Raw genomic sequence first — 21,801 nt, 5'->3', positions numbered from 1 at the left:
ACTATATAGAGAGAATGTTAATAATATTTGCTGATTTTTGTTGAAAATTATTGATCTCGCCGAAAAATTTATCGGCGCGGGAAGGAGTATTGTGGATTTCATTGCCTCAGACTCGGTGTCGAGTCTGAGGTTGGCGTTCGAAGCCAGTTTACACACGGTCGCCGGTCGCCGCGCTTCCCAGATAGTTCCGGATTGCCCGCATGAAGACGCCCGAGCCGATGGAGATCAGTTCGTCCGGAAACACGTAATCCGGATTGTGCACATGCGGGCGGTTCTCACCGGCGCCGAGGAAGAACATCGCGCCCTTCGAGCCTTGCCCGAAGCGGCCGAAATCCTCCGAGCCCCGGAACGGCAGGTCGCCCGGATCATGGGTGACGCCGCGTCCGTCAAGAGCTTGTTCGAGCAGTTGCACGGCTTCGGGATGGTTCTCCGTGTGGTCGAACACGTCGTCATAGGAAATCGTGAATGTCAGCCCGGCGGCTTTCGCGGCGTCGGCGACCATCGCTTCCGCCTCGGCCACCAGAGCGGCCATTTCCCCGTCCGACTTTGTCCGCAGCGTTGCCATCAGCCGTCCCGCACCGGGGGCAACGCCATAGGCGGGCTCGCCCATGGACGCGTGGGTGACCGTCACCATGGAGAAATGCGCACCCTTGATATCGCCGCCGCCGAGCGCGGACAGGGCCGGCATCAGGGTAGAGAGCGCAGCCATCGGCGAGGTGCCGGTTTCCGGCTGGGAGGCATGAGCTGTCTTGCCGGTCAGCCGGACTTCCATACCGCGCGAGGCGCAGGTGACGATCCCCGGTGCCAGCGTCGCATGGCCGATGGGAATGCCCGGCATGTTGTGCAGGGAAATCGACATGTCCGGCCGGATCTCGTCATAGCGCGGATCGGTGATCACGGCGGCTGAGCCCGCGCCGGTTTCCTCCGCCGGCTGGAACATCAGCACGACACGGCCCCGCGCCGGTCGTTCCCGCTCCAGACCATAGGACAGCGCCGCCAGCGTGGTCGTGTGGCCGTCATGGCCGCAAAGATGGGCCTTGCCCTCGATCTCCGAGCTGTAGTCGAGGCCGGAGAGTTCCTGGATCGGCAGGGCATCGAGTTCTGACCGCACAAGCAATGTCGGTCCCGGCTCCGCGCCTTCATAGATCGCCGCGACCCCATGCCCGCCAAGCCCTGTCAGCACCTTGTCGGGCGAACGGGCGCCGATGAAATCCGCAACCTGACGTGCGGTCCATTCCTCCTCGCCGGACAGCTCCGGGTGGCGGTGCAGATCGTGCCGGAAGGCGACGAGGGTTTCTTCTTCTTCCGGCGTCAGGAAATGGTCGAAATTGCGCATGGTATCCGGTCGGTCCTGTTTACTTGTATTCGATCTCGATGAAGGCCATCGGCGCGTCGCCGCCATTGACCACGTTGTGTTCGACCCCGGCATCGCGCCGGTAGGCGGCACCGGCAGCCATGTCGACGCGGCGCGGGCCTGTCGGCTCTTCCAGCAGGAACTGGCAGTCGGTCATCGGCACGACGACATAGCCCATGCCGTGGACATGATGGCCTGTTTCGGCGTCGGGCTGGAAATCCCACCGGGTGATGCGGACGACATCGTCGTCCAGCAGGATGGTGGGAACGGCTTGAGGGCGGGCCCCGGTCATGGCGATTTCCTTCCGGATCAGGCGGAGTAAAGAAACGGAAACCAGTCTTCCCGAAGCACCTGCCCCGGTTTCATGTCGTGGCCCGGAAAAGGCGGGGAGGTCGGGCCGGGGCGCTCCACATAGCGGGCATCATCACCGACAAGGCGCAGCGAGAAGGCCCGCCGCCGGTTGCCGGTCTCGTTGCCGCGGGTGCCGTGCAGATTGCGGAAATGGAAGGCGACGGCATCGCCCGGCTCCAGCGGCCATTCGACGATAGGCATGCCTTCGGCGTCGGGATCGGGGATCGGCATGTAATCTTCATCGCCCGGATAGAAATTGGTGTCGGAGAGCCAGCGCGTCGGCAGAACTTCCTTTTCCCAGCGGTGCGATCCGGCGACACAGCGCAGCGAGGCATCGGTCACCGGATCGACCGGCGCCCAGAAGCTGACATTCTGCATGCCGTCGACGAAGTAATACGGGCTGTCCTGGTGCCAGGGCGTCGGCTTGGACGTGCCCGGCTCCTTCACCAGCACATGCTCGTGAAACATCTGCGTTCTCTTCGAGCCCATCAGACCTGCTGCAACTTCAGCGGCCGGTGAATTCCGGACGACATCGGCGAATTCCGGGATGCGCTCCCAGTTGCAGTAATCCTCGAAGAAGCGGCCGCCCTCTCCGGGCTTCAGGTTATCCCCGGCGAACGGCCCCGGCTCGGCCAGATTGCGCTCGATGCCAGCGGCGATCCGGTCGACATAGCCCTTGAACAGGCCCTTGATCAGGACGGCGCCGTCGCGCCAATAGGCGTCGACCAGACTCTGGGTGAGAAGTGGATGCAGCATGGGATAGCTCCGGAAGGCAGGAACCCGAAGCATGCCGCGCCGAACCCGGCTCCGCAATGACCTAAAATGCCGCGCGCATTGCAGCCCGGTCCTTCGGACGTTAGCCTTCGGCAAAGTCAAAGGGCCGGACCGGTCAAATCTCAGGAGGAACAGTGGAATGAGCGGGAATCCGTTCGAGGAAAATCTGGACCGGAATGCGGCAAATTATGTGCCGATGACGCCGATTTCGTTTCTGGCCAGGACCGCCGCTGTTTTCCCGACCCGTGCGTCTGTGATCGACGGGGACCGCCGCTTCACCTGGGCCGAAACGCGGGAGCGCTGCCATCGCCTGGCTTCCGCGCTGGCGAAACGCGGCATCGGCAAGGGCAGGACGGTCGCCGTGATGGCGCCGAATATCACCGCCGCTTTCGAGGCAAGCCTCGCGGTGCCGATGACCGGCGGCGTGCTGAACGCCATGAATGTCCGGCTCGACGCGCCGACCATCGCTTTCATCCTCAATCATGGTGAGGCCAGCGTGCTGTTGACCGATACCGAATTCGCGCCGGTGATCCGCGAGGCGCTGAAAGAGGTGAAGCGGGACATCCTCGTTATTGATGTCGAGGACCCGGCGGCAACTTCCGGCGAGCGTCTGGGCGAGATGGAGTACGAGGCGTTCCTGGCGACGGGCGATCCGGATTTCGCGGCAGTACCGCCGGGTGATGAGTGGGATGCCATCGCGCTGAACTACACGTCCGGCACGACGGGCAATCCGAAGGGCGTGGTCTATCACCATCGCGGCGCCTATCTGAACGCTTTGGGCAATGCGATGGTCTGGGGCATGGCGCACCACCCGATCTATCTCTGGACCCTGCCGATGTTCCACTGCAACGGCTGGTGCTTCCCCTGGACCATCACCATGCTGGGCGGCACCCATGTCTGTCTGCGCCGGACCGTCGCCAAGGATATCAACGATGCCATCGCCGATCATGGCGTGACCCATCTCTGCGGTGCGCCGGTCATCATGTCGATGCTGCTGAACGCACCGGAGGAAGACAGCCGGGAATGGGATCATCAGGTGCAGATGATGACCGCCGCCTCCGCCCCGCCTGCTTCCGTGATCGAGGGCATGGAAGCGAAGGGCGTGAAGATCACCCATGTCTACGGCCTGACAGAGGTCTATGGCCCGGCGGTGGTCTGCGAATGGCACGAGGAATGGAACGGCCTGCCGATCGAGGAGCAGGCGCGCCTCAAATCACGGCAGGGCGTGCGCTATCCGGTGCAGGAAGGCCTGATGGTTGCCGGGGCGGAGACGCTGGAGCCGGTACCGCAGGACGGTGAGACCATGGGCGAGGTCTTCATGCGCGGCAATATCGTCATGAAGGGCTATCTGAAAAACCCGAAAGCCACCGATGACGCCTTCCGGGGCGGCTGGTTCCATACCGGCGATCTCGGGGTCTGGCACGAGGACGGCTATGTCGAGCTGAAGGACCGCTCGAAGGACATCATCATCTCCGGCGGCGAAAACATTTCGACCATCGAGATTGAAGGCGTGCTGTACAGGCATCCGGCCGTGCTGGACGCGGCCGTGGTGGCGCGGCCGGACGAGAAATGGGGCGAGACACCCTGCGCCTTTGTGACTCTGAAGAAGGGGGCGACGGTCGCGGAAGCCGATCTGATCGCCTTCTGCCGGGAGAACATGGCGCATTTCAAGGCGCCTAAGACGGTCGTGTTCGGCGAGTTGCCGAAGACGTCGACCGGCAAGATCCAGAAATTCGTGCTGCGGGATCAGGCGAAAGCGCTCTGATCCCTTTGAGGGTTTTTAGAGCACCGACTCGATATAGACGCCCTTCAGGCTGTCCTTGAACCGGGTCGACACGTTCTTCTGCACCTGCGCCTTGAAGGCGAGAATGTCGGACGAGGACGGCCGGCCCTTCTCGAACAGCTTCAGGCAGAGCGGATAGACGATCCCGTAGAGCTGCGTCTTGGCGGCCTCAAGCTCGCTTTTCTTTGCCGTGTCGATGGCCTGGAGGGCGACTTTGAGCCTGTGTTCCGTCAGGCGGCCGTCGATATAGAGCGAGATCGTAAACGGACCCAATGGCAGCACGTCCGGCCCGATGGCATGCCGGTAGGTGATGTCGCGATTGAACTTTTTGTCCTTTTTACGCTGGTCCTTGTCCTTCTGTAGGCGCTCAGCCTCGACCTTTGCGTTCGCTTCGTCACCTTCGCTGGCGGCCAGCGCGTTGGGGGCGTGACCCATTGCAAGCAAAATAGCCAGCCCGAATACAGGCAAAAGTCGCGACATCGGATTCTCCTCAGCGGACATTTATGGAGCGTGCCGTCGCGTCGATACGGCCGCCTCCGGTGCTGTTCAGCACGGACTCTATGATTCCACTATACCGCATAAAAGTTAACAGCGTGTCTAGGCGGCTTGCGGTTTCGCCAATCTCGCCTTCCTCAATTGCCGTCACAAAGGCCTCCAGATCCTGGCGCGGTTCCGGATAGGCAACCAGGGCAGTGCGGGTTTCCGGGGCGATCCCGGCGGCATCCCGGGCAAGCCCTTCGGCCTCCGCATAGCCGCCGAGCACATCGACAAGACCGATACGCTTGGCGTCTTCACCGCTCCACACCCGGCCGCGTGCGGCGGCATCGATCTCCGCCGGGCCGAGCCGGCGTGCAGCGGCGACCTTGGTGGTGAAATCCTCGTAAATGGTATCGAGAACAGCATCGAGCCGGGCGCTTTCAGCGGCGCTGAAAGGCTTCGTCATGCTGAACATGTCGGCATTGCGGCCGGCGCTGACGCTGTCGGTCCGGATGCCGTATTCGGCAAGAAAACCGGACAGGTTCAGCTTGCCACTGACGACTCCGATGGAGCCCGTGATGGTGTTCGGGTGGGCGACGACATGGTCCGCCGCGAGCGCTACGAAATATCCGCCGGATGCGGCCATGTCGCTCATCGACACGATGACGGGCAGGCCGCCGGAGCGGGCCGCCGACAGTGCATGCAGAATAGTGTCCGATGCGACGTAGCTGCCGCCGGGGCTGCTGACCCGAAGGATGATCGCCTTGACCCGTTGGTCCTTCCGGGCGTCTTCCACGGCATCGACGATATTCTGCGCAGCCGCCTGACGGTCGCGCGCAAACAGCGACGTGCGGCCACGTACGATTGGACCGTCGACCGCGATCACCGCGATCCGTGTCGGGGGGGCGTCTGTGTCCGCATCGTTACTGTAGCGGGTGAGCGGAACCAATCGGGCGCGTCCCGCCTTTGCCTGGGCGGCGTCGATCGCCTCGTCACGGTAGAGCAACTGATCGATCAGGCCGTTGCTCTTGGCCTCGCCAGCCGTCAGCGGAGCGGTATCGATCAGCCCGTTGACCGAAGACGGAGAAAGCCGCCGGGCGGTGGCGATATCGGCGGCGATCCCTGCATAGAGAGAATCAACAAGCCGCCGGTAGTTCTGCCGGACCGGCGCGGGGAACGCCGCATTCGTCATGGAGGCCGCGGCGCCCTTGTATTCATGGCGGGTGCGGAAATCGGCTTCGATCCCGAGTTTTTCCAGTGCCTCGCCGAAAAACGGGGTGGTGAGGCTTATGCCGCGGATATCAAGCAAACCTGACGGTTGCAGTGCGATGCTCTCCGCACCGGTGGCGAGGTGGTAAGCCGAGATCCCGCCATTGCCTTCCAGGCTGTCCGCATAGGCCTGTACGAAGCGGCCACTGGCCCGAAAGCGTGAGATGGCCGCTCTGAGTTCCTGGGCTTCGGCCGGGTGGACCTGCGCGGCTGAAAGATCGAGGAACAGGCCCTGGACGCGTTCATCCTCGCTTGCCGCTTTCAGCGTGTTCACGAGATCCAGTAGCGAAGGCGAGCCGGTATTGAAGACGTTTTCGAAGGGAAATGTGCCCGATGTCTCGCGCAGCTCGGGCTTCAGCGTGAGGGACAGAACCATATGCTCGGGCAGGGGCTCGGGTTGCCATTGGTTCGCCACATAGCGCAGCCCGACAACAGCACCGACGATCAGAACCAGAAACAGAACCCCGAAACTGATCAGGAGCCCTTTCAGAAATCTCAGCATCGCGGCCACACCCCTTCATTTACCCCTCTACATATAGGAGTTCCGCTAAAGCAAAACGATGGCGTTACCAAGGCAGGGAAGTAATTTTGCCGCTCAGCTTCCGCATTGGGCAGCGTGGCGCATCAGATGATCCGCCAGAACGCAGGCCATCATAGCCTCGCCAACCGGAACGGCCCGGATGCCGACACAAGGATCATGCCGGCCCTTGGTCACCACATCGACCTCGTTGCCATCCTTGTCGACGGATTGGCGCGGGGTCAGGATGGAGCTGGTCGGCTTCACCGCGAACCGCACCACGACGGGCTGGCCGGAGGAGATTCCGCCGAGCACACCGCCCGCGTGGTTCGAGAGAAAGACCGGCTTGTCGCCGTCCATCCTCATCTCGTCCGCGGCCTCGTGCCCGGGAATTTCGGCTGCGGCGAAGCCATCCCCGATTTCCACGCCCTTGACCGCGTTGATGGTCATCATTGCCGCCGCAAGATCGCTGTCGAGCTTGCCGTAGACCGGCTCGCCCAGTCCGGCGGGGACGCCTTCAGCCACGATCTCGATCACCGCGCCGGCGGAAGAGCCTGATTTGCGCACGCCGTCGAGATAGTCCGTCCAGGTCTCCGCCGCTTTCGCGTCCGGGCTCCAGAACGGGTTGCGTTCGACCTCTTCCCAGTCCCAGTTGTCCCGGTTCACCTTGTGCGGTCCGACCTGCACCAGCGCACCGCGCAGATGGAAAGCATTGCCGAGCCGGGCGCTGATGATCTTGCGGGCGATGGCACCGGCTGCCACCCGCATCGCGGTTTCCCGCGCGGACGAGCGTCCGCCGCCGCGATAGTCGCGGATGCCATATTTGGCCTCGTAGGTGAAGTCCGCATGACCCGGCCGGAACCGGCTCATGATGTCCCCGTAATCCTTTGAACGCTGGTCCGTGTTCTCGATCATCAATCCGATCGGAGTGCCGGTGGTCTGGCCCTCGAACACGCCGGACAGGATCTTTACCTGATCCGGCTCCTGGCGCTGGGTGGTGAAACGGTTCTGCCCTGGCTTGCGCCGGTCCAGATAGAACTGGATGTCGGACTCGCTCACGGGCAGTCGCGGCGGCACGCCATCGACAACGCAGCCGATAGCGGGTCCGTGGCTTTCGCCCCAGGTCGAGAAGCGGAAGACCTCACCGAAGGAATTGCTGGCCATTTACGTTGTTTGTCCCGGGTCAGACCGTGGAAATGTCGGGCGCGTCCACCGCCTTCATGCCGACGATGTTGTAGCCGCAATCGACATGATGCACTTCGCCGGTGACGCCACCGGAGAGATCGCTCAGCAGGTACATGCCGGCCCCGCCGACATCTTCCAGCGTTACGTTACGGCGCAGCGGCGAATTGTACTGGTTCCATTTCAGGATGTAGCGGAAATCGCCGATGCCGGAGGCGGCAAGCGTCTTCATCGGGCCGGCGGAAAGGCCGTTCACCCGAATATTGTCGCCTCCGAGATCGGCGGCCAGATAGCGGATGCTGGCTTCCAGCGCGGCCTTGGCAACACCCATCACGTTGTAATGCGGCATCACCCGTTCGGCGCCGTAATAGCTCAGCGTCACCAGCGAGCCGCCGTCCGTCATCAGCTCGGCCGCTTCTTTTGCGATCCGGGTGAAAGAATAGCAGGAGATATCCAGTGTCTTGAGGAAGTTGTCCCTGCTCGTGTTGACGTATTTGCCCTTCAGCTCTTCCTTGTCGGAATAAGCGATGGCATGGACCAGAAAGTCGAGCTTGCCCCACTTCTCGCGGATCGTCTCGAAAGTCTTGGTGACGCTCGCGTCATCGGTGACATCGCAGGGGAGCACCAGGTTGGAGCCAAGCTGTGCGGCCAGCGGTTCAACCCGCTTCTGCAGTGCCTCGCCCTGGAAGGTGAACGCGAGTTCCGCGCCCTGCGCGGCAACTGCTTTCGCGATGCCCCAAGCGATGGAGCGGTCGTTCGCGACTCCCATGATAAGGCCCCGTTTGCCACTCATGATCGGGCTTGGTTCAGTCATTCGATGCCTCGCGACGCAGGTTGTCGTAAAAGATTACGTATGATTCGCGCGATCCTACACTAAAGGCCGCGTGCGGCAAACTGCATGCGACGGCCTGAAGGCTGCGGAATCTGCCGTCGCGCGATCCTGTCCGGGAGCGGGCGCGCGTTCTTCTACAGGCTTTCGTGATAGGCTGACAATATGAGCAAAAAAGCCAACCGACTGGACCGCTGGAAAACTCTTGCCGCCGCTGCAGTGGTGGCTGATTTGGGGGAGTATATCGGCTTTGCGCTGATGCGGTTCTATCGCGGCCGCGGCATGCAGGCGGCCGCCGCGCTGACCTACACGACATTGCTGGCACTGGTGCCGCTGCTGGCCATCGGTTTCGCGATTTTCACCGCGTTTCCGGCTTTCGAGACGGCCCGGACAGCCATCGAGGCGACGATCTTCGAGAATCTGGTGCCGGAGATTGCAGGCCCCGTCCGGTCTTATCTGAACAGCTTCATGCAGAACGCATCGAAACTCGGTGCGGCGGGCATCATCGGGCTTTCCGTTTCCGCGATCCTGTTGCTGGCGACCATCGAATCGACCTTCAATGCAATCTGGCATGTGGAGAGACAGCGGCATCTGCTGATCCGATTCCTGATCTTCTGGGCGGTTCTGTCTCTCGGGCCGATCCTGATGGGACTGATCCTTTCCACCACCAGCGATGCATTCGGCGTGTTGCGGCAGACCTGGATGGATGTCGGGCTGGACGCGGAATCGCTCAATGTCGGCGGCGATGTCCGCAATCATGTCATTGCGATCATCCTGCAGAGTGTCGGGTTCACGCTGCTCTTCATGATCGTGCCGAACCGTTCGGTCGCCTGGCGGGATGCGCTGATCGGCGGCTGTCTCTCCGGTACGGCGTTCGAAATTCTGAAGCTCGGTTTCGGCTGGTATCTGACCGCGTTTCCGACCTTTCAGACGATCTACGGCGCCATGGCCGTGATCCCGATCTTTCTGGTCTGGGTCTATTTCTCCTGGACGGTGATCCTTCTGGGCGCGGTGTTCGCCGCGTCCTTCCCAGACTGGTGGCACTCTCGCCAGCTCGATGCGGCACCCGAGCTCGGGCCGGCTCGTCTCTTCTCCGTTGCCCTTTCGACTCTTGCGGCCATACGGGAGAAGGCGGGGCCGATGGAACAGGCGGCGTTGGACGATGTGGCTTCCGCGGATGCGGTCGGGCAGGTCCTGGAACGGTTGATCGCCGCCGAGTTTGTTGCCCGGATTGAGGACGGACGCTTTGTCCTGGCCCGCGATCCGGCCCGCTTTAGCCTCTACGATCTCTATCGGGGACTAGGCTGTGCGGTAGATGCGGAGGCACCGGGCGAGAGCGAGGATCCAGCCTCCATCACCGCCGTAATCGACGCCCTGTCTAAATCAGAGCGCGAGACCTTGTCCCGTCCGGCGGCGGATATCTTGGATGGTCTCACCGGTGAGAAAGGCGGCGTCAGGGAGCTGCCAAAAATACCGGCGGTCGCGGAATAGCGTCCGGCTATTTCGTTGCGATGACTGTATGGCCGAGTGTGATGCGTGGGTCGCTCGCTCCTCAGCCGGTCAGCTGAAGCGCATCTTATGGCGCGGGTTGTAGCCTTTTTCCTCGGCCCATTTCTGCATCAGCTTGATCAGATCGGGATCTTCGGTGTCCGGCAGTACCACTTTCAGTGTCACCAACTGGTCTCCCGCAGGCTTCCCTCCGACTGCCGGAATGCCCTTGCCCTTTAGCCGCAGGGTCGCGCCGGTGTTTGATTTCGGGGGGATCTTCAGCGAGACATTGCCCTGAACCGTCGGCACGGTGATGGTGCCGCCGAGGACAGCTTCGTAAAGCGTGACCGGCATCTCCACTTTGATGTTCTGACCGTCGCGGTGGAAATAGTCATGTGGCTCGACGGTGATCTCGACAAAGGCATCCCCGGCGGGGCCGCTGTTGCTGCCCTTGCGGCCCTGGCCTTTCAGGCGGAGGGTCTTACCGCTCTCCGTCGCGGGCGGGATTTTGAGGTCGAGTGTCTTGCCGTCTGACAGCGTGACACGTTTGGTGCCGCCGGCGGCAGCTTCGGTGAAGCTGACCTTGAGCTTGTAATTGACGTCCGGCCCGACCGTATAGGCGTTGCCGCCCTGGCCGGACCCGCCGCCAGCCTGCCCATGCCGGCGCAGGATGTCGTCGAACATGTCCGCATCGTCATCGTCGAACATGTCGGAGAAGCCGCCGGGCTGTTTCTTCCGGGCCGATGTCCAGGCCTTCCAGAACCCGCCAGCGGCCTTGGCCGAGGGACCCGCGCCGGCACCAGCCGCCGCATTCATCCCGCCGCGATCGTATTTGGCGCGTTTTGTCACATCCGACAGCAGGTCGTAAGCCGCCGTGACTTCCTTGAACTGCTGCTCGATTTTGGTGTCGCCTGGATTGAGATCGGGATGCAGCTTCTTCGCCAGCGTACGGTACGCTTTCTTGATCTCGTCCTGCGAGGAGTTGGGTTTTACACCCAATATCTTGTAAGGATCGCTCATGGCTCGGGAGTATATGGAAAAAGCAAGCGGACCGGAGGCAAAAATCCGTCCGGTCCGATCATTGCAGAGCCGAAGGCCGCTGCCTAGTTCTGGATTTTCCAGGTGCCGTCCGGCTGACGGCAGGCTTTGCCATAAGCTTCTTCGGTCTGTCCGCCGATATTCACCGTCTGGGTATATTCGCGGCAATACTGTCCGGAAGGAGCTTGATAGGTCTTGGTCGGGGTCACGGTGCCGGAGTGACCGCTGTCCGGGTTTTGCCAGGTAGAGGTCGTGCCGACCTTTTGGGTTTCCAGCGCGTTGTGCGTGGTCTGCGCCATCGCGGCCTTGTCGGCATTGTCGAGCGACTTGCCGATTTCGCTGCCAATGAAGGCGCCAAGCAGGGTGCCAATGGCCACAGCTGCGACAGTACCCTTGCCCCCGCCGATCTGCGAGCCGGCGATAGCGCCGCCGACAGCACCGAACAAACCGCCAGCGGTCTGCTTGGCACCGAGTTGTTGTCCGTCGTTCGCGCAAGCCCCGAGCGTCAGGGCGGCGGTAACAACGAGTACGGCTGGAGTTTTCATTTCTGGTCCCTTCAATGACATCGGCCCGAAGAGATAACGTCCGGGGCCATGAAATCCGTCGCTCACGAGGAACGTCTGTCGCACATAAAAGTTCCTGACGACATTCTAGCGGGGCGCCGCATAATTGTGCCTGCGACTTTACAGCGCTGGACAGGCCACGCTGACGCTCGCTAGTGATGAATAGTCTCCGGCTCATATTTGGCGATGAATGAAGCAATGAAAAGGCCGGAGATGCAGATTCCTGTGTGATTCCCCACCTTCCGAGTGAGGCCCAAGCATGTTCGAACCCGATACAGACAATCCTTTTGAGCTTTTTGACGGCTGGCTTCAGGCGGCGTCCGAAACCGAGCCGAACGATGCAAATGCCATGACCGTGGCGACCGCCGATGCGGATGGCCGCCCGTCTGCGCGGATTCTGCTCCTGAAAGGGTTCGATGAGCAGGGGTTCGTTTTCTACTCCAATATGGAAAGCCAGAAGGGCCGGGAGATTGGGGCCAATCCGTTCGTCGCCCTTTGTTTCCACTGGAAGTCCGTCCGCCGGCAGGTCCGGATTACAGGACCGGTGACGCGGGTTACGGATGAAGAGGCCGATGCCTATTTCAATTCGCGGCCGCGCGGAAGCCGCGTCGGCGCCTGGGCGTCGCAGCAATCGCGCCCGCTGGCAGATCGTCCAGCCCTGATGGAGGCGGTCGAGAATGCTGACCGGAAATATCCCGGTGAATCCGTGCCGCGTCCGCCATACTGGTCGGGCTGGCGCCTGACGCCGCTTGCCATCGAGTTCTGGCAGGACGGCGAATTCAGGCTGCATGACCGGTTCCGTTTCAGCCGCGCAAGCGAAAGCGAAGCCTGGACTGTGGACCGGCTCTATCCCTGAGCCGGGTGCGGGTCGCACGGAATGATTCTGTAGCGAGGAACTGGCGGATTGATTTTAAAGTTTTGACCTAGGTCAATGTGAGGGCATCCTCGCTCCCGATAAGGTTAACGAACGAAACGCATTTACACCGAGGTGCTCCATGTCTTTGAAAACGGTTCTCGCTCCTGTGCTCGGCAACGAGGCAGACACAGCTATCCTAAACGCTGCGCGCTCTCTCGCGGCTCTGCATGGCGCACACGTCTTTGTTGCTCACATTCACCGCGACCCCCGGGAAGTGCTGGTGCCGCAGATCGGTATGGGCATGAGCGCGTCGATGATTGAGTCGATCATTGAGCAGGCGGAAAATGCAGCGAACGAGTCTCGCGCCGCATCGCTTGCCGCATTTGATCGCTGGCGCGAAGCCAACAATTTCCCGGTGGTCGAGAAGCCGACAGATACGGACGGAGTTACCGTCTCGTTCGAGACCTTGGTGGGTGAGCCGGGCCGGGTAATCTCGCGCCGGGCGCGGACCGTCGACGCGATCTGTGTGGTCGCGCCGACAGAACGTGAAGGTTCGGATGCTGCGGTGATCGCCGAGACGGCCATGATGGAGAGCGGCAAGGCAACGCTGGTGGTGCCGCACGATGTCGAGATGCCGGAAATCAAAGGGATCGCGATTGGCTGGAATGCTTCGAAGGAAGCGGCTGCGGCAGTCGCGCACGCCATGCCGCTTTTGGTGACCGCAGAAAAAGTTGCCGTGATGGCGGGAATCGATGACGACCTGACAGAGGAAGATCTGGGAACGTTCGTCGACTCCCTGCGCTGGCACGGGGTCAATGCAACAGCGAAAAGCTTTGACGCCACATCCGGTAGCATTTCCGGTCGTCTTCAGGCGGAAGCGCGCGAGGCGGGTGCCCAGTTGCTGGTTCTTGGTGCCTATAGCCATAGCCGACTCCGCGAGTCTATCTTCGGCGGTGTTACCGACGATATTTTGACCGCGGCGCGGATTCCGGTACTGATGGCGCACTAAGCTTGATGACCGTATCTGATCGAACAAAGGAGATATGCCCGTGAGTGTGCGTACCATTCGCCTTGAACTGGCGAGGAACCCGGACTTCCCGGAAGGCAGCATCAACCACGGCTATGAGTTCAAGGCTCCTCTGACCGGGGATGGCAGTCTCGATCTTGATGCCTGGCAGAAAGTGAAAGCCGACTGCACCGTGCATCGGTTCTGGCAGGGTGAGCCGGACGAGGAAGGCCATCTGCTTCATACCCGTGGCCGGCGCTGGCTTTTCAGTTATGCGGAAGGCGAAGAAGATGACGAGCCGATCTTCAAATTCGACCGGCATCACTTCGTTGAAGGGGAATATGTCTCCATCACCGAGCATGACGGGGTGCAGCGCACCTTCCGGATTGCCTCGGTAAAATAAGCTTCGATGACAAACATATTTGATGCGTGCGGCGGCCTTTCTCGGGCCGCCGTATTTGCTTACACTCCGGCGCCATGAGCACGATTCAGAAAACCATGCTGCTGACCGGCGCCAGCCGGGGCATCGGCCACGCCACTGTCCGTTTTTTCAGCGAACGGAATTGGGAAATCATCACCTGTTCCCGCGATGCGCCGCCGGATGAGTGTCGGCGTGATCCGAACTGGAGCCACCACATCACCGCAGACCTGACGGACTCGGACAGCCTCGACAATTTCATCGATGAGGCAAACGAGTTGCTCAAGGATAGACCGCTGCATGCGCTGGTGAATAATGCAGGCTGGTCGCCGAAGACGCCGTTCAAGGAACGTCTCGGGTGCCTGAACGGCGATCTCGATGAATGGCGCCGGGTGTTCGAGGTGAATTTCTTCGCTCCCCTCCGGCTGGCCCGTGGCTTCGCCGCGGCCCTGCACAGGGGCAACGGGGCGATCGTCAATATCACCTCAATAGCCGGGCACTTCATTCATCCCTTCGCCGGCTCCGCCTACAGCACGTCGAAGGCGGCCCTGTCCTCGCTGACGCGGGAAATGGCGAACGAGTTCGCCGAGCTCGGCGTGCGTGTCAACGCCGTGGCGCCGGGAGAGATCGAGACGGCGATGCTGTCTCCCGAATACGAGATGCTGATCCCGCGCATTCCGCTGAACCGGATGGGCACCCCGAAAGACGTCGCGTCGACGATCCATTATCTGTGCTCGGAAGATTCCGGCTATGTGACCGGGACGGAGATCTTCGTCACCGGCGGACAGCATATGTTCTGAGCCGGGTTCCGGGTTTTGGTGTCAGGCCGAGAGCTTCCCGGTGAAATACTCTGCGAGCGCGGCCAGTTTGTATTTCGGCAACCCGGTCCAGCGGGCGGCCAGAATCCCGTTCCCGACAAAGTCGACAATGACTTCGCCGTCGATCGCCAATGGGCCGTCCGGATCATGGATGTCCCGCACCAGCATGCTCACGCGTGCCTTCTGGCGTTGGATCAGGGAGCCATTGTAGGGAGAGAGGGTAAATCCGGCCGGAGACCAGCATTGTAGCGGATAGTCTCGCCGGTCTATGCGGACATAGGAGTCTCCGCGTGGCCGGAGAACCTGCGCGGCCGAGAACGTATTCGCCGGTTTTTGGGTGTCTATACGGGACCTGAACAAGGTCAACATCGTGCGTCTCCTTTCCTCAGCTTTAGCCGATTCCAGCTCTGGCACTTCAGTATCGTCAATATATATTAAAAATATATAAAATACAAAATAATGATGTTTTCGGCTTAGGAATAAAGCCTTGGGTTACTGCCGGGAGGTCGCTGATCCGCCAGAAAGGCACCGCAATGCTACCTGCCTGCTCCAGCTCATGCGGAAGATTCTGTCCTCCGTTCGGAACGGGAACCCGGTTTATGGCTGTCTGAAAGAAACGGGTGTCTAGAGCCCGGCGGCGAGCCGGTCACACCAGGCGATGCGATCCTCGACCTGGGAGATTTCCATCTCGATCCAGGCCCGCAAATGCCCCTGTTGCCATTCCTCATGGGTGAGGAGGTCGAACAGGCGAGCATGTTCACCTTGATAGAGCGCCCGCAGATTATCGATCTGCTCAATCTGCTCTTCCTTCTCAAGAAGATGCAGGAAGCGGAGTTTGAGACCGATGACAAGCTTGTTCAGATCGTTTGCGCCGGGCCGAACCGCAGCCGTCAGGTAATCCTTCAGAGCCGTCCAGCCCGCGTCGGTCAGGCGCAGTTCCGCGTTATCCTCGAAACCCTCTCCGGAAACCGGAGCAATCAGCCCTTCAAATTTCAGCAACTCAATGGAGCTGCCAAGCAGATCCAGGGAGGGGCCGACGATACGGGCCGCGAACTGGCGGACTTCACCCGCAATATCCGCATAGGGCCGCGAACCGGCAGACAGCGCGCCAAGCGCCGCCATGCGGATTGCTTCCTTGGGGATCAGTGAATTATCGCGGTACATCCATCGCCTCGCACAGGTTTTTGCGAACCGTTCTTAAAATGGGACCTTTTGCCGCAGATGTAAAGTGCGGTGTTTGGAAATAGTCCCCGGGAAAATCAGTTCGGGCTCAGGCCACGCAGACGCTCGGAACGCCGCCGCAGGATTTCCATGGTTGCCAGCAGCAGGATCGAGACGCCGACCAGGATTGTGGCGACGGCCAGGATCGTCGGGCTGATCTGCTCGCGAATCCCCGCCCACATCTGCCGCGGCACCGTGCGTTGCTCGAAACCGGCGAGGAACAGGGCAACCACAACTTCGTCGAAGGAGGTCACGAAGGCGAACAGGCCGCCGGAAATCACACCCGGAGAGATCAGCGGCAGGATGACCTTGAAGAAGGTGCGCTGCGGCGAGGCGCCGAGACTGGACGATGCCCGGATCAGGTTCCGGTCGAAGCCCGAGAGCGTTGCCGTCACGGTGATCACCACGAAAGGCGTACCGAGCGCGGTATGAGCCAGGATCAGGCCGGTATAAGTCTGGGCGAGACCGAGCGAGGAATAGAAGAAGAACAGGCCGGCCGCAGTGATGATCAGCGGCACGATCATCGGCGAAAGCAGGAGGCCCATGATCAGGGTCCTGTAGGGCATGTCTCCCCGGGACAGGCCGAGCGCGGCGATGGTGCCGAGCGACGTCGCCAGAAACGTTGCTGCGATGCCGACGATGAAGCTGTTCTTCATCGAGTGCAGCCACTGTTCGTTATCCAGAATGTCCTGGTACCAGCGCAACGAGAATGCTTCCGATTTGAAGGCCAGCATTTCCGGCGTGAATGTGAAGTAAGGCTCCGCATTGAAGGATAGCGGGATCATCACGATGATCGGCGCGATCAGGAACAGGAAGATCGAGCCGCAGAGAAAGCGGAAAGCATAATACCAGAAGCGCTCGAGCGGGCCGGCGTAGGAGGGAAGGGCTGCCATGGTCTCTCTCCTTATCCGAGCTTCATGTTGCTGATACCGACGATGCGGTTATAGAGCCAGTAGAGGGCGAGCACACCGGCCAGCAGAATGCCGCCAAGCGCCGCCGCGAGGCCCCAGTTCAGCGACTTCTTCATGTGATATTCGATGATGTTACTGATCAACTGGCCGTCCTGACCACCGACCAGGGCCGGGGTGATGTAGTAGCCGATCGCCAGAATGAAGACGAGGATCGAGCCAGCACCAACACCCGCTACCGTCTGCGGCAAATAAATCCGCATGAACGCAATCATCGGATTGGCGCCGAGCGAGCGGGCTGCCCGCATATGATCGCGCGGGATCGTCTTCATCACGGAGTAGAGCGGCAACACCATGAACGGCAGCAGGATGTGCGTCATGGCGATGAAGGTGCCGGTCATGTTGTAGATCATCTGGATTCGGCTATCGTCTCCGACTATGCCTATCCAGACCAATATATCGTTTATCACGCCGTTGGTCTGCAGCAGCACGATCCAGGAGGTCGTCCGCACCAGAAGCGATGTCCAGAACGGCAGCAATACAAAGATCATCAGCAGGTTGCTGGTTCCCGATGGAAGGGTCGCGAGCAGATAGGAGATCGGATAGGCGAGCGCAATACAGGCAACCGTGACGCCGATTGAGACCCAGATCGTGCGCTCAAAGAGCGTAACGTAGATCTGCTTGATTTCCGGCTGGGCGACAATCTCTCCATCCGGGCTGGTGGTGAGGTCAAGTGCATTCAGATAGGCGCGCGTGGAATAGCGGCTGCCAGCCTGCCGGATCGTTTTCCAGGTGTCCGCTTCGCCCCACCTCTTGTCGATCTTGATAAAGGCTTCCTTGAAAGGCGGCTCTTCAACGCGCTGGATCCGGCGGCTTGTCTTGTTCATCAGAGAGCGGAAGCCGCTTTGAATGTAGTTCAGCCGGGTGCCGGCCCGGCTGATCATCGAGCGTGTGTCACGATCTGAAGCGAGTTCCTGCATCTCGGACGCGAACGAAGCGTAAGCGTCTTCGCCGGGCAGGTCGTTGCCGTCCCATTCTTGCAGGATAGCGAGCGTTTTCGGGAAAGCCGCCGAGACTTCGGGAGTGTCGATACTGCGGAACAGCATCAGGCCGATTGGCAGGATGAAAGTTACCAGGATAAAGGCAAGCAACGGCGTGGTTAGCAGGAAGGCCCGCGCCTTGTTCATGCGGGTGGCCCGTGCGAGCGCTTGTTTCAGCGGCGTACCGTCCGCCGCGCGCATCATGCCATCATTTTCGGTGATTGCCGCCATGTCCCAGATCCTTCCAAACCGATCCTCAACCACGGACCGGAGCCCGGGGTTGAGGATCGGTCGGGAGCGGCTCGCAAGCCGCTCCCGACCGGAAGTCGATTAGCTGGCGAGCCAGGCGTTGAAACGCTCGTTCAGCTCGTCGCCATAGTCAGCCCAGAAACCGAAGTCGTTCTGGAGCGGGTTCTTGAAGTTGACCGGAGCCGTCGGCATGTGCGGCTGCATTGCCGGGGCAACCTTCGCGAAGGAAGATTTCCGGACCGGGCCGTAGGAGATGTAGTTGGCCTGATCGGCAAGGCGATCGGTGTCCGTGGCGAACTTCACGAAGTCCATCGCGGCTGCCTTGTTCTTGGAACCCTTCGGCATGACCCAGAGATCGATATCCCAGACCTGGCCGTCCCAGACGATGTCGAACGGCTTTTTCTCGTTCACGATCGCGTTGAAAAGACGACCGTTATAGGCGCTGGTCATCACAACTTCGCCGTCTGCGAGGAGCTGCGGCGGCTGCGCGCCGGCTTCCCACCAGACAACATCGTTCTTGATGGTGTCGAGCTTGGCGAAGGCGCGGTCGATACCTGCCGGGGTGGCCAGTACTTCATAGACCTTGTCAGCCGGAACACCGTCCGCCATCAGGGCCCATTCGAGATTCACCTTCGCGGTCTTGCGCAGGCCGCGCTTGCCCGGAATTTTCTTCAGGTCGAAGAAGTCGGCGATGGTGGTCGGCTTGGTCGCGACTTTGGTGGTGTCGTAGGAATAGACCGTGGACCAGACGATTTCGCCAACCGCGCACTCATGCAGGGTACCGGCAATGAAGTCGTCTTTCGCCGGGGTGCCGTCGGAACCGGCCGGCAGCTCGTCCAGCGGCATCGGCTCGAGAATGCCTTCGTCACAGCCGCGCACAGCGTCGGCCAGCTCAACGTCGACCAGATCCCATGTCACGTTGCCGGCTTCCACCTGGGCACGGACTTCGGCAAGGCCGCCGTTGTAATCTTCGGAGTTGATCTTGTTGCCGGTCTTGGCGATCCACGGCTCGTGGTAAGCCTTGACCTGGCTGTTCGTGTAGGCGCCGCCCCAGGAGACGACGGTGATGGTGTCAGCAGCCTGGGCTGCCGTGGTCAGACCGATGGCGGCGAGGCCGGCGATCAAAAGCCTGGATGGTTTCATTGCGCTCATTTTGCGAAGAACTCCCTGTTTCGGATTCACCCCTGGAATCGTTCGCGGCGTTGCCGCTTATCAAGAACCGGATGGGGGGGCCGGTCTCCTTATTCCGTTCGCCGGACGCCTTATGCGTCCAGTGCCCGGCAATCGTCGATTTCCCAGCCCACGCGCACATCGTCGCCCTTGGCGATCGAGGTGTGCTGATGCGTGTTGGGGACCTTGACGATGAACTCGTCATCGCCACAGCAGGACATCCGGCACCGGATGTGGTCGCCGAGATAAATCAGCTCCAGCACCTTGCCGTCGAAGATATTCGGCAGCGAGCCGGGCTCCGGCGCAAGCTGCACCCGCTCCGGCCGGATCGACAGGGTCGAGGTATCGCCCTGGCCTGAAATATTGACTTTGAGGGACTGTACCGCGTTGCCGGCAACTTCCACCGTGCATCCGGTACCGTTGACGGCGGTAACCTTGCCCGAGAGCCGGTTGTTCTCGCCGATGAACTGCGCCACGAAAGCATTGTCCGGCCGCTCATACAGATCCGCCGGCTTCGCAAGCTGCTGGATCTTGCCGTCATTAAACACCGCGATGCGGTCCGACATGGTCAGCGCCTCGGACTGGTCATGCGTCACGTAGACGACCGACATGCCGAGATTTTCGTGGATGTGTTTGATCTCGTATTGCATCTGCTCGCGCAGATTTTTGTCGAGCGCGCCGAGAGGCTCGTCCATCAGGACCAGATCGGGCTCGAAGACGAGGGCGCGCGCCAGGGCCACACGTTGCTGCTGGCCACCTGACAGCTGCCCGGGGCGCCGGTCGCCAAAGGCGCCGAGCTCGACCATGTCGAGAGCCCGGTTGACCTTCTGCTCGGTCTCCGCTTTCGACATCTTCCGAACCTCAAGCGGGAACGCGAGGTTTTCGGCGACGCTCATATGCGGGAACAGCGCGTAATTCTGGAACACCATGCCGATGCCACGCTTGTGCGGCGGCACGTTGTTGAGCTCGGTGTCGCCGAGCATGATCTGACCCTGGGTCGGGGTTTCGAAACCCGCCAGCATCATCAGGCAGGTCGTTTTTCCCGAACCTGACGGGCCCAACATGGTCAGGAACTCGCCGTTCTCAATGTCAAGGTTGAGGTCTTTGACGACGAGAATCTCACCGTCATAGGTCTTTTGAACGTTCTTAAACTGAACGAACGGCTGGTTGCCGTTTGCCATTGATTCTGCGCCCCTGTTCTGCCCGTGCGGTCGCGCGTTCCTCTCGCAGACCGGCTTGCTGCCGTGTTTTCACGATCTGGGAACAACCCTAACCACGCTCGTTCCCACTTGTCAAAGCGGTCGCGTCAAAATGGACGCAATCCGCCGAATTATGCAGATTCCCAACGTCCCGAATCCGACATCACCCGGTCGCATTTCGTGAATTGCACGCGTGGAAATGGTGCAATCTCTGCTTGGGCAACGAAATTCAACCGGTAGGCCGGTTTACGGGGAATGGGCAAATGAAGACGCAGGCACGGGCAGTGGTGATCGGCGGCGGCGTGGTCGGGGTCAGCACCCTCTACCACCTCGCCAAAAAGGGTTGGAGCGACGTCGTGCTCCTGGAGCGGACCGAGCTGACAGCCGGCTCCACTTGGCATGCGGCCGGGCTACTGCCGCTCTTCAACATGAGCTACAGCGTCGGGCAGCTGCATCAGTACTCGGTCGAGCTCTACAAGAAACTCGAGGAAGAGACCGGCCAGGCCGTCAGCTTCCACCAGACCGGCAACCTGCGCCTCGCCGCCAACCGGGAGCGTATGGACGAATATCGGAATTACCAGTGCACCGCCGAAACCATCGGCGTTGAGGCGCATCTTGTCGGTGTCGACGAGATCAAGAAACTCTGGCCGCTGGCGACGACGGACGATCTTGTCGGCGCGCTCTGGCATCCGTCCGACGGCCATATCGCGCCGGTCGATCTCACCATGGCGCTGGCCAAGGGCGCCCGGATGCACGGCGCGGAAATCTATCAGCAGACGGCGGTCACCGGTATCGAGCGCGAGAACAGCGAGTGGATCGTCAAGACCGACAAGGGAGATATCCGCTGCGAGCATGTGATCTGCGCGACCGGCAATTATGCGCGGACCACGGCAAAGATGGTCGGGCTGGAAATCCCGGCGATTCCGGTCGAACACCAGTACATCGTCACCGACGTCGACCCGACCCTGAAGGAATACCGCGAGGCCGGAAATCACGAGCTGCCGGTGCTGCGTGAATCCGACTCCCAGTATTATTTCCGTGAGGAGCGGCACGGCTGGATTCTCGGCCCCTACGAGCGTCATGCTCCAGCCTGCTTCGTAGACGGCGTGCCGTCCTCTTTCGAGAAGGATCTGTTCCCGGGCGACCTCGAGCGCCTGATGCCCCATGTCGAGGCCTGCATGGCCCGCGTGCCGTCCTTCGAGAATGCCGGCATCAAGGACATCGTGAACGGCCCGATCTCCTATACACCGGACGGAAACCCGATGGTCGGTCCGGCCTTCGGCCTGGAAAA

Annotated in this window: 22 protein-coding genes; 7 read left to right on the top strand and 15 right to left on the bottom strand. The window is 61.0% G+C overall.

Going from position 1 to position 21,801, the window contains the following annotated elements:
- Positions 1-148 precede the first annotated feature (148 nt).
- From IG629_RS17380 to IG629_RS17370, 3 genes are read right to left on the bottom strand one after another with little or no spacing between them, the layout of a single operon-like run.
- The gene (locus tag IG629_RS17380; RefSeq protein WP_193173194.1) at positions 149-1,336 is read right to left on the bottom strand and encodes an amidohydrolase; all 1,188 of its coding nucleotides are present in this window, start codon (positions 1,334-1,336) and stop codon (positions 149-151) included.
- A gap of 19 nt (positions 1,337-1,355) precedes the next feature.
- Positions 1,356-1,646: a cupin domain-containing protein gene (locus IG629_RS17375; protein WP_226886886.1), complete on the bottom strand. Its 291-nt coding sequence runs from the start codon at positions 1,644-1,646 to the stop codon at positions 1,356-1,358.
- Between the two features lie 17 nt (positions 1,647-1,663).
- Positions 1,664-2,461, bottom strand: coding sequence for a phytanoyl-CoA dioxygenase family protein (locus IG629_RS17370; protein WP_193173193.1), 798 nt, complete (start codon positions 2,459-2,461; stop codon positions 1,664-1,666).
- A gap of 157 nt (positions 2,462-2,618) precedes the next feature.
- Between IG629_RS17370 and IG629_RS17365 the strand changes: the two genes are divergently transcribed.
- Entirely contained in the window at positions 2,619-4,244 is a 1,626-nt protein-coding gene (locus tag IG629_RS17365) for an acyl-CoA synthetase (protein ID WP_193173192.1), read from the top strand.
- 15 nt (positions 4,245-4,259) lie between these two features.
- On the opposite strand, the gene IG629_RS17360 is transcribed toward IG629_RS17365, so the two are convergent.
- The 4 genes from IG629_RS17360 to fabI all read right to left on the bottom strand — a co-directional run bounded on the left by IG629_RS17360 (position 4,260) and on the right by fabI (position 8,521).
- The gene (locus tag IG629_RS17360) at positions 4,260-4,742 is read right to left on the bottom strand and encodes a hypothetical protein (RefSeq protein ID WP_193173191.1); all 483 of its coding nucleotides are present in this window, start codon (positions 4,740-4,742) and stop codon (positions 4,260-4,262) included.
- Between the two features lie 10 nt (positions 4,743-4,752).
- Positions 4,753-6,510, bottom strand: a complete 1,758-nt coding sequence (gene sppA, locus IG629_RS17355) for a signal peptide peptidase SppA (RefSeq protein ID WP_193173190.1) — start codon at positions 6,508-6,510, stop codon at positions 4,753-4,755.
- A 93-nt stretch (positions 6,511-6,603) separates the two neighbouring features.
- Positions 6,604-7,689 (bottom strand): chorismate synthase, encoded by a 1,086-nt coding sequence (aroC, locus tag IG629_RS17350; RefSeq protein WP_193173189.1) that lies wholly within the window; start codon positions 7,687-7,689, stop codon positions 6,604-6,606.
- A 19-nt stretch (positions 7,690-7,708) separates the two neighbouring features.
- A complete protein-coding gene (gene fabI, locus IG629_RS17345; RefSeq protein ID WP_193173188.1) occupies positions 7,709-8,521 on the bottom strand; it encodes an enoyl-ACP reductase FabI in 813 nt (270 codons plus the stop codon).
- Positions 8,522-8,701: 180 nt separating this feature from the next.
- On the opposite strand from fabI, the gene IG629_RS17340 reads away from it, so the two are divergent.
- Entirely contained in the window at positions 8,702-10,027 is a 1,326-nt protein-coding gene (locus IG629_RS17340) for a YihY family inner membrane protein (protein WP_193173187.1), read from the top strand.
- A gap of 69 nt (positions 10,028-10,096) precedes the next feature.
- Here IG629_RS17340 and IG629_RS17335 read toward each other — a convergent pair whose 3' ends face one another.
- On the bottom strand, positions 10,097-11,044 hold the full coding sequence (locus tag IG629_RS17335) for a DnaJ C-terminal domain-containing protein (protein ID WP_193173186.1): 948 nt from the start codon (positions 11,042-11,044) through the stop codon (positions 10,097-10,099).
- A gap of 83 nt (positions 11,045-11,127) precedes the next feature.
- Positions 11,128-11,607, bottom strand: coding sequence for an RT0821/Lpp0805 family surface protein (locus IG629_RS17330; protein ID WP_193173185.1), 480 nt, complete (start codon positions 11,605-11,607; stop codon positions 11,128-11,130).
- Between the two features lie 277 nt (positions 11,608-11,884).
- Here IG629_RS17330 and pdxH point away from each other — a divergent pair, with 277 nt between their 5' ends.
- The 4 genes from pdxH (at position 11,885) to IG629_RS17310 (ending at position 14,705) form a co-directional block, all read left to right on the top strand.
- Positions 11,885-12,481 carry a pyridoxamine 5'-phosphate oxidase gene (gene pdxH, locus IG629_RS17325; RefSeq protein WP_193173184.1) on the top strand — a complete coding sequence of 199 codons (597 nt, stop codon included), beginning with the start codon at positions 11,885-11,887 and terminating at the stop codon, positions 12,479-12,481.
- A 139-nt stretch (positions 12,482-12,620) separates the two neighbouring features.
- Positions 12,621-13,490 carry a universal stress protein gene (locus IG629_RS17320; protein WP_193173183.1) on the top strand — a complete coding sequence of 290 codons (870 nt, stop codon included), beginning with the start codon at positions 12,621-12,623 and terminating at the stop codon, positions 13,488-13,490.
- 40 nt (positions 13,491-13,530) lie between these two features.
- A complete protein-coding gene (locus IG629_RS17315; protein WP_193173182.1) occupies positions 13,531-13,890 on the top strand; it encodes a hypothetical protein in 360 nt (119 codons plus the stop codon).
- A 74-nt stretch (positions 13,891-13,964) separates the two neighbouring features.
- Positions 13,965-14,705, top strand: a complete 741-nt coding sequence (locus tag IG629_RS17310) for an SDR family NAD(P)-dependent oxidoreductase (RefSeq protein WP_193173181.1) — start codon at positions 13,965-13,967, stop codon at positions 14,703-14,705.
- 21 nt (positions 14,706-14,726) lie between these two features.
- Here the strand turns inward: IG629_RS17310 and IG629_RS17305 are convergent, their stop codons facing one another.
- From IG629_RS17305 to IG629_RS17280, 6 genes are all read right to left on the bottom strand, one after another.
- Positions 14,727-15,092 carry a hypothetical protein gene (locus tag IG629_RS17305; protein WP_193173180.1) on the bottom strand — a complete coding sequence of 122 codons (366 nt, stop codon included), beginning with the start codon at positions 15,090-15,092 and terminating at the stop codon, positions 14,727-14,729.
- Positions 15,093-15,347: 255 nt separating this feature from the next.
- Positions 15,348-15,887 carry a hypothetical protein gene (locus IG629_RS17300; RefSeq protein ID WP_193173179.1) on the bottom strand — a complete coding sequence of 180 codons (540 nt, stop codon included), beginning with the start codon at positions 15,885-15,887 and terminating at the stop codon, positions 15,348-15,350.
- A gap of 95 nt (positions 15,888-15,982) precedes the next feature.
- On the bottom strand, positions 15,983-16,837 hold the full coding sequence (locus tag IG629_RS17295; protein ID WP_193173178.1) for an ABC transporter permease: 855 nt from the start codon (positions 16,835-16,837) through the stop codon (positions 15,983-15,985).
- An 11-nt stretch (positions 16,838-16,848) separates the two neighbouring features.
- Positions 16,849-18,123, bottom strand: a complete 1,275-nt coding sequence (locus IG629_RS17290; protein WP_193173177.1) for an ABC transporter permease — start codon at positions 18,121-18,123, stop codon at positions 16,849-16,851.
- 99 nt (positions 18,124-18,222) lie between these two features.
- Entirely contained in the window at positions 18,223-19,293 is a 1,071-nt protein-coding gene (locus IG629_RS17285; RefSeq protein WP_226886885.1) for a polyamine ABC transporter substrate-binding protein, read from the bottom strand.
- 110 nt (positions 19,294-19,403) lie between these two features.
- Positions 19,404-20,492, bottom strand: a complete 1,089-nt coding sequence (locus tag IG629_RS17280) for an ABC transporter ATP-binding protein (protein WP_193173176.1) — start codon at positions 20,490-20,492, stop codon at positions 19,404-19,406.
- Positions 20,493-20,773: 281 nt separating this feature from the next.
- On the opposite strand from IG629_RS17280, the gene IG629_RS17275 reads away from it, so the two are divergent.
- The coding region (locus tag IG629_RS17275) for an NAD(P)/FAD-dependent oxidoreductase (RefSeq protein WP_193173175.1) at positions 20,774-21,801 on the top strand (1,028 nt) is incomplete at its 3' end.

Origin of the sequence: Nisaea nitritireducens (genome assembly GCF_014904795.1) — a bacterium.
In the GTDB taxonomy this organism is placed as follows: domain Bacteria; phylum Pseudomonadota; class Alphaproteobacteria; order Thalassobaculales; family Thalassobaculaceae; genus Nisaea; species Nisaea nitritireducens.
The sequence above is the reverse complement of the archived record's forward strand: the minus strand, read 5'-3'. Positions and strand labels throughout refer to the sequence as shown.

Bases quoted from the DNA above. Each gene is read 5' to 3' on its own strand.
- IG629_RS17380 (WP_193173194.1), bottom strand. From the start codon at position 1,336: ATGCGCAATTTCGACCATTTCCTGACGCCGGAAGAAGAAGAAACCCTC.
- IG629_RS17375 (WP_226886886.1), bottom strand. From the start codon at position 1,646: ATGACCGGGGCCCGCCCTCAAGCCGTTCCCACCATCCTGCTGGACGAC.
- IG629_RS17370 (WP_193173193.1), bottom strand. From the start codon at position 2,461: ATGCTGCATCCACTTCTCACCCAGAGTCTGGTCGACGCCTATTGGCGC.
- IG629_RS17365 (WP_193173192.1), top strand. From the start codon at position 2,619: ATGAGCGGGAATCCGTTCGAGGAAAATCTGGACCGGAATGCGGCAAAT.
- IG629_RS17360 (WP_193173191.1), bottom strand. From the start codon at position 4,742: ATGTCGCGACTTTTGCCTGTATTCGGGCTGGCTATTTTGCTTGCAATG.
- sppA (WP_193173190.1), bottom strand. From the start codon at position 6,510: ATGCTGAGATTTCTGAAAGGGCTCCTGATCAGTTTCGGGGTTCTGTTT.
- aroC (WP_193173189.1), bottom strand. From the start codon at position 7,689: ATGGCCAGCAATTCCTTCGGTGAGGTCTTCCGCTTCTCGACCTGGGGC.
- fabI (WP_193173188.1), bottom strand. From the start codon at position 8,521: ATGACTGAACCAAGCCCGATCATGAGTGGCAAACGGGGCCTTATCATG.
- IG629_RS17340 (WP_193173187.1), top strand. From the start codon at position 8,702: ATGAGCAAAAAAGCCAACCGACTGGACCGCTGGAAAACTCTTGCCGCC.
- IG629_RS17335 (WP_193173186.1), bottom strand. From the start codon at position 11,044: ATGAGCGATCCTTACAAGATATTGGGTGTAAAACCCAACTCCTCGCAG.
- IG629_RS17330 (WP_193173185.1), bottom strand. From the start codon at position 11,607: ATGAAAACTCCAGCCGTACTCGTTGTTACCGCCGCCCTGACGCTCGGG.
- pdxH (WP_193173184.1), top strand. From the start codon at position 11,885: ATGTTCGAACCCGATACAGACAATCCTTTTGAGCTTTTTGACGGCTGG.
- IG629_RS17320 (WP_193173183.1), top strand. From the start codon at position 12,621: ATGTCTTTGAAAACGGTTCTCGCTCCTGTGCTCGGCAACGAGGCAGAC.
- IG629_RS17310 (WP_193173181.1), top strand. From the start codon at position 13,965: ATGAGCACGATTCAGAAAACCATGCTGCTGACCGGCGCCAGCCGGGGC.
- IG629_RS17305 (WP_193173180.1), bottom strand. From the start codon at position 15,092: ATGTTGACCTTGTTCAGGTCCCGTATAGACACCCAAAAACCGGCGAAT.
- IG629_RS17300 (WP_193173179.1), bottom strand. From the start codon at position 15,887: ATGTACCGCGATAATTCACTGATCCCCAAGGAAGCAATCCGCATGGCG.
- IG629_RS17295 (WP_193173178.1), bottom strand. From the start codon at position 16,837: ATGGCAGCCCTTCCCTCCTACGCCGGCCCGCTCGAGCGCTTCTGGTAT.
- IG629_RS17290 (WP_193173177.1), bottom strand. From the start codon at position 18,123: ATGGCGGCAATCACCGAAAATGATGGCATGATGCGCGCGGCGGACGGT.
- IG629_RS17285 (WP_226886885.1), bottom strand. From the start codon at position 19,293: ATGAGCGCAATGAAACCATCCAGGCTTTTGATCGCCGGCCTCGCCGCC.
- IG629_RS17280 (WP_193173176.1), bottom strand. From the start codon at position 20,492: ATGGCAAACGGCAACCAGCCGTTCGTTCAGTTTAAGAACGTTCAAAAG.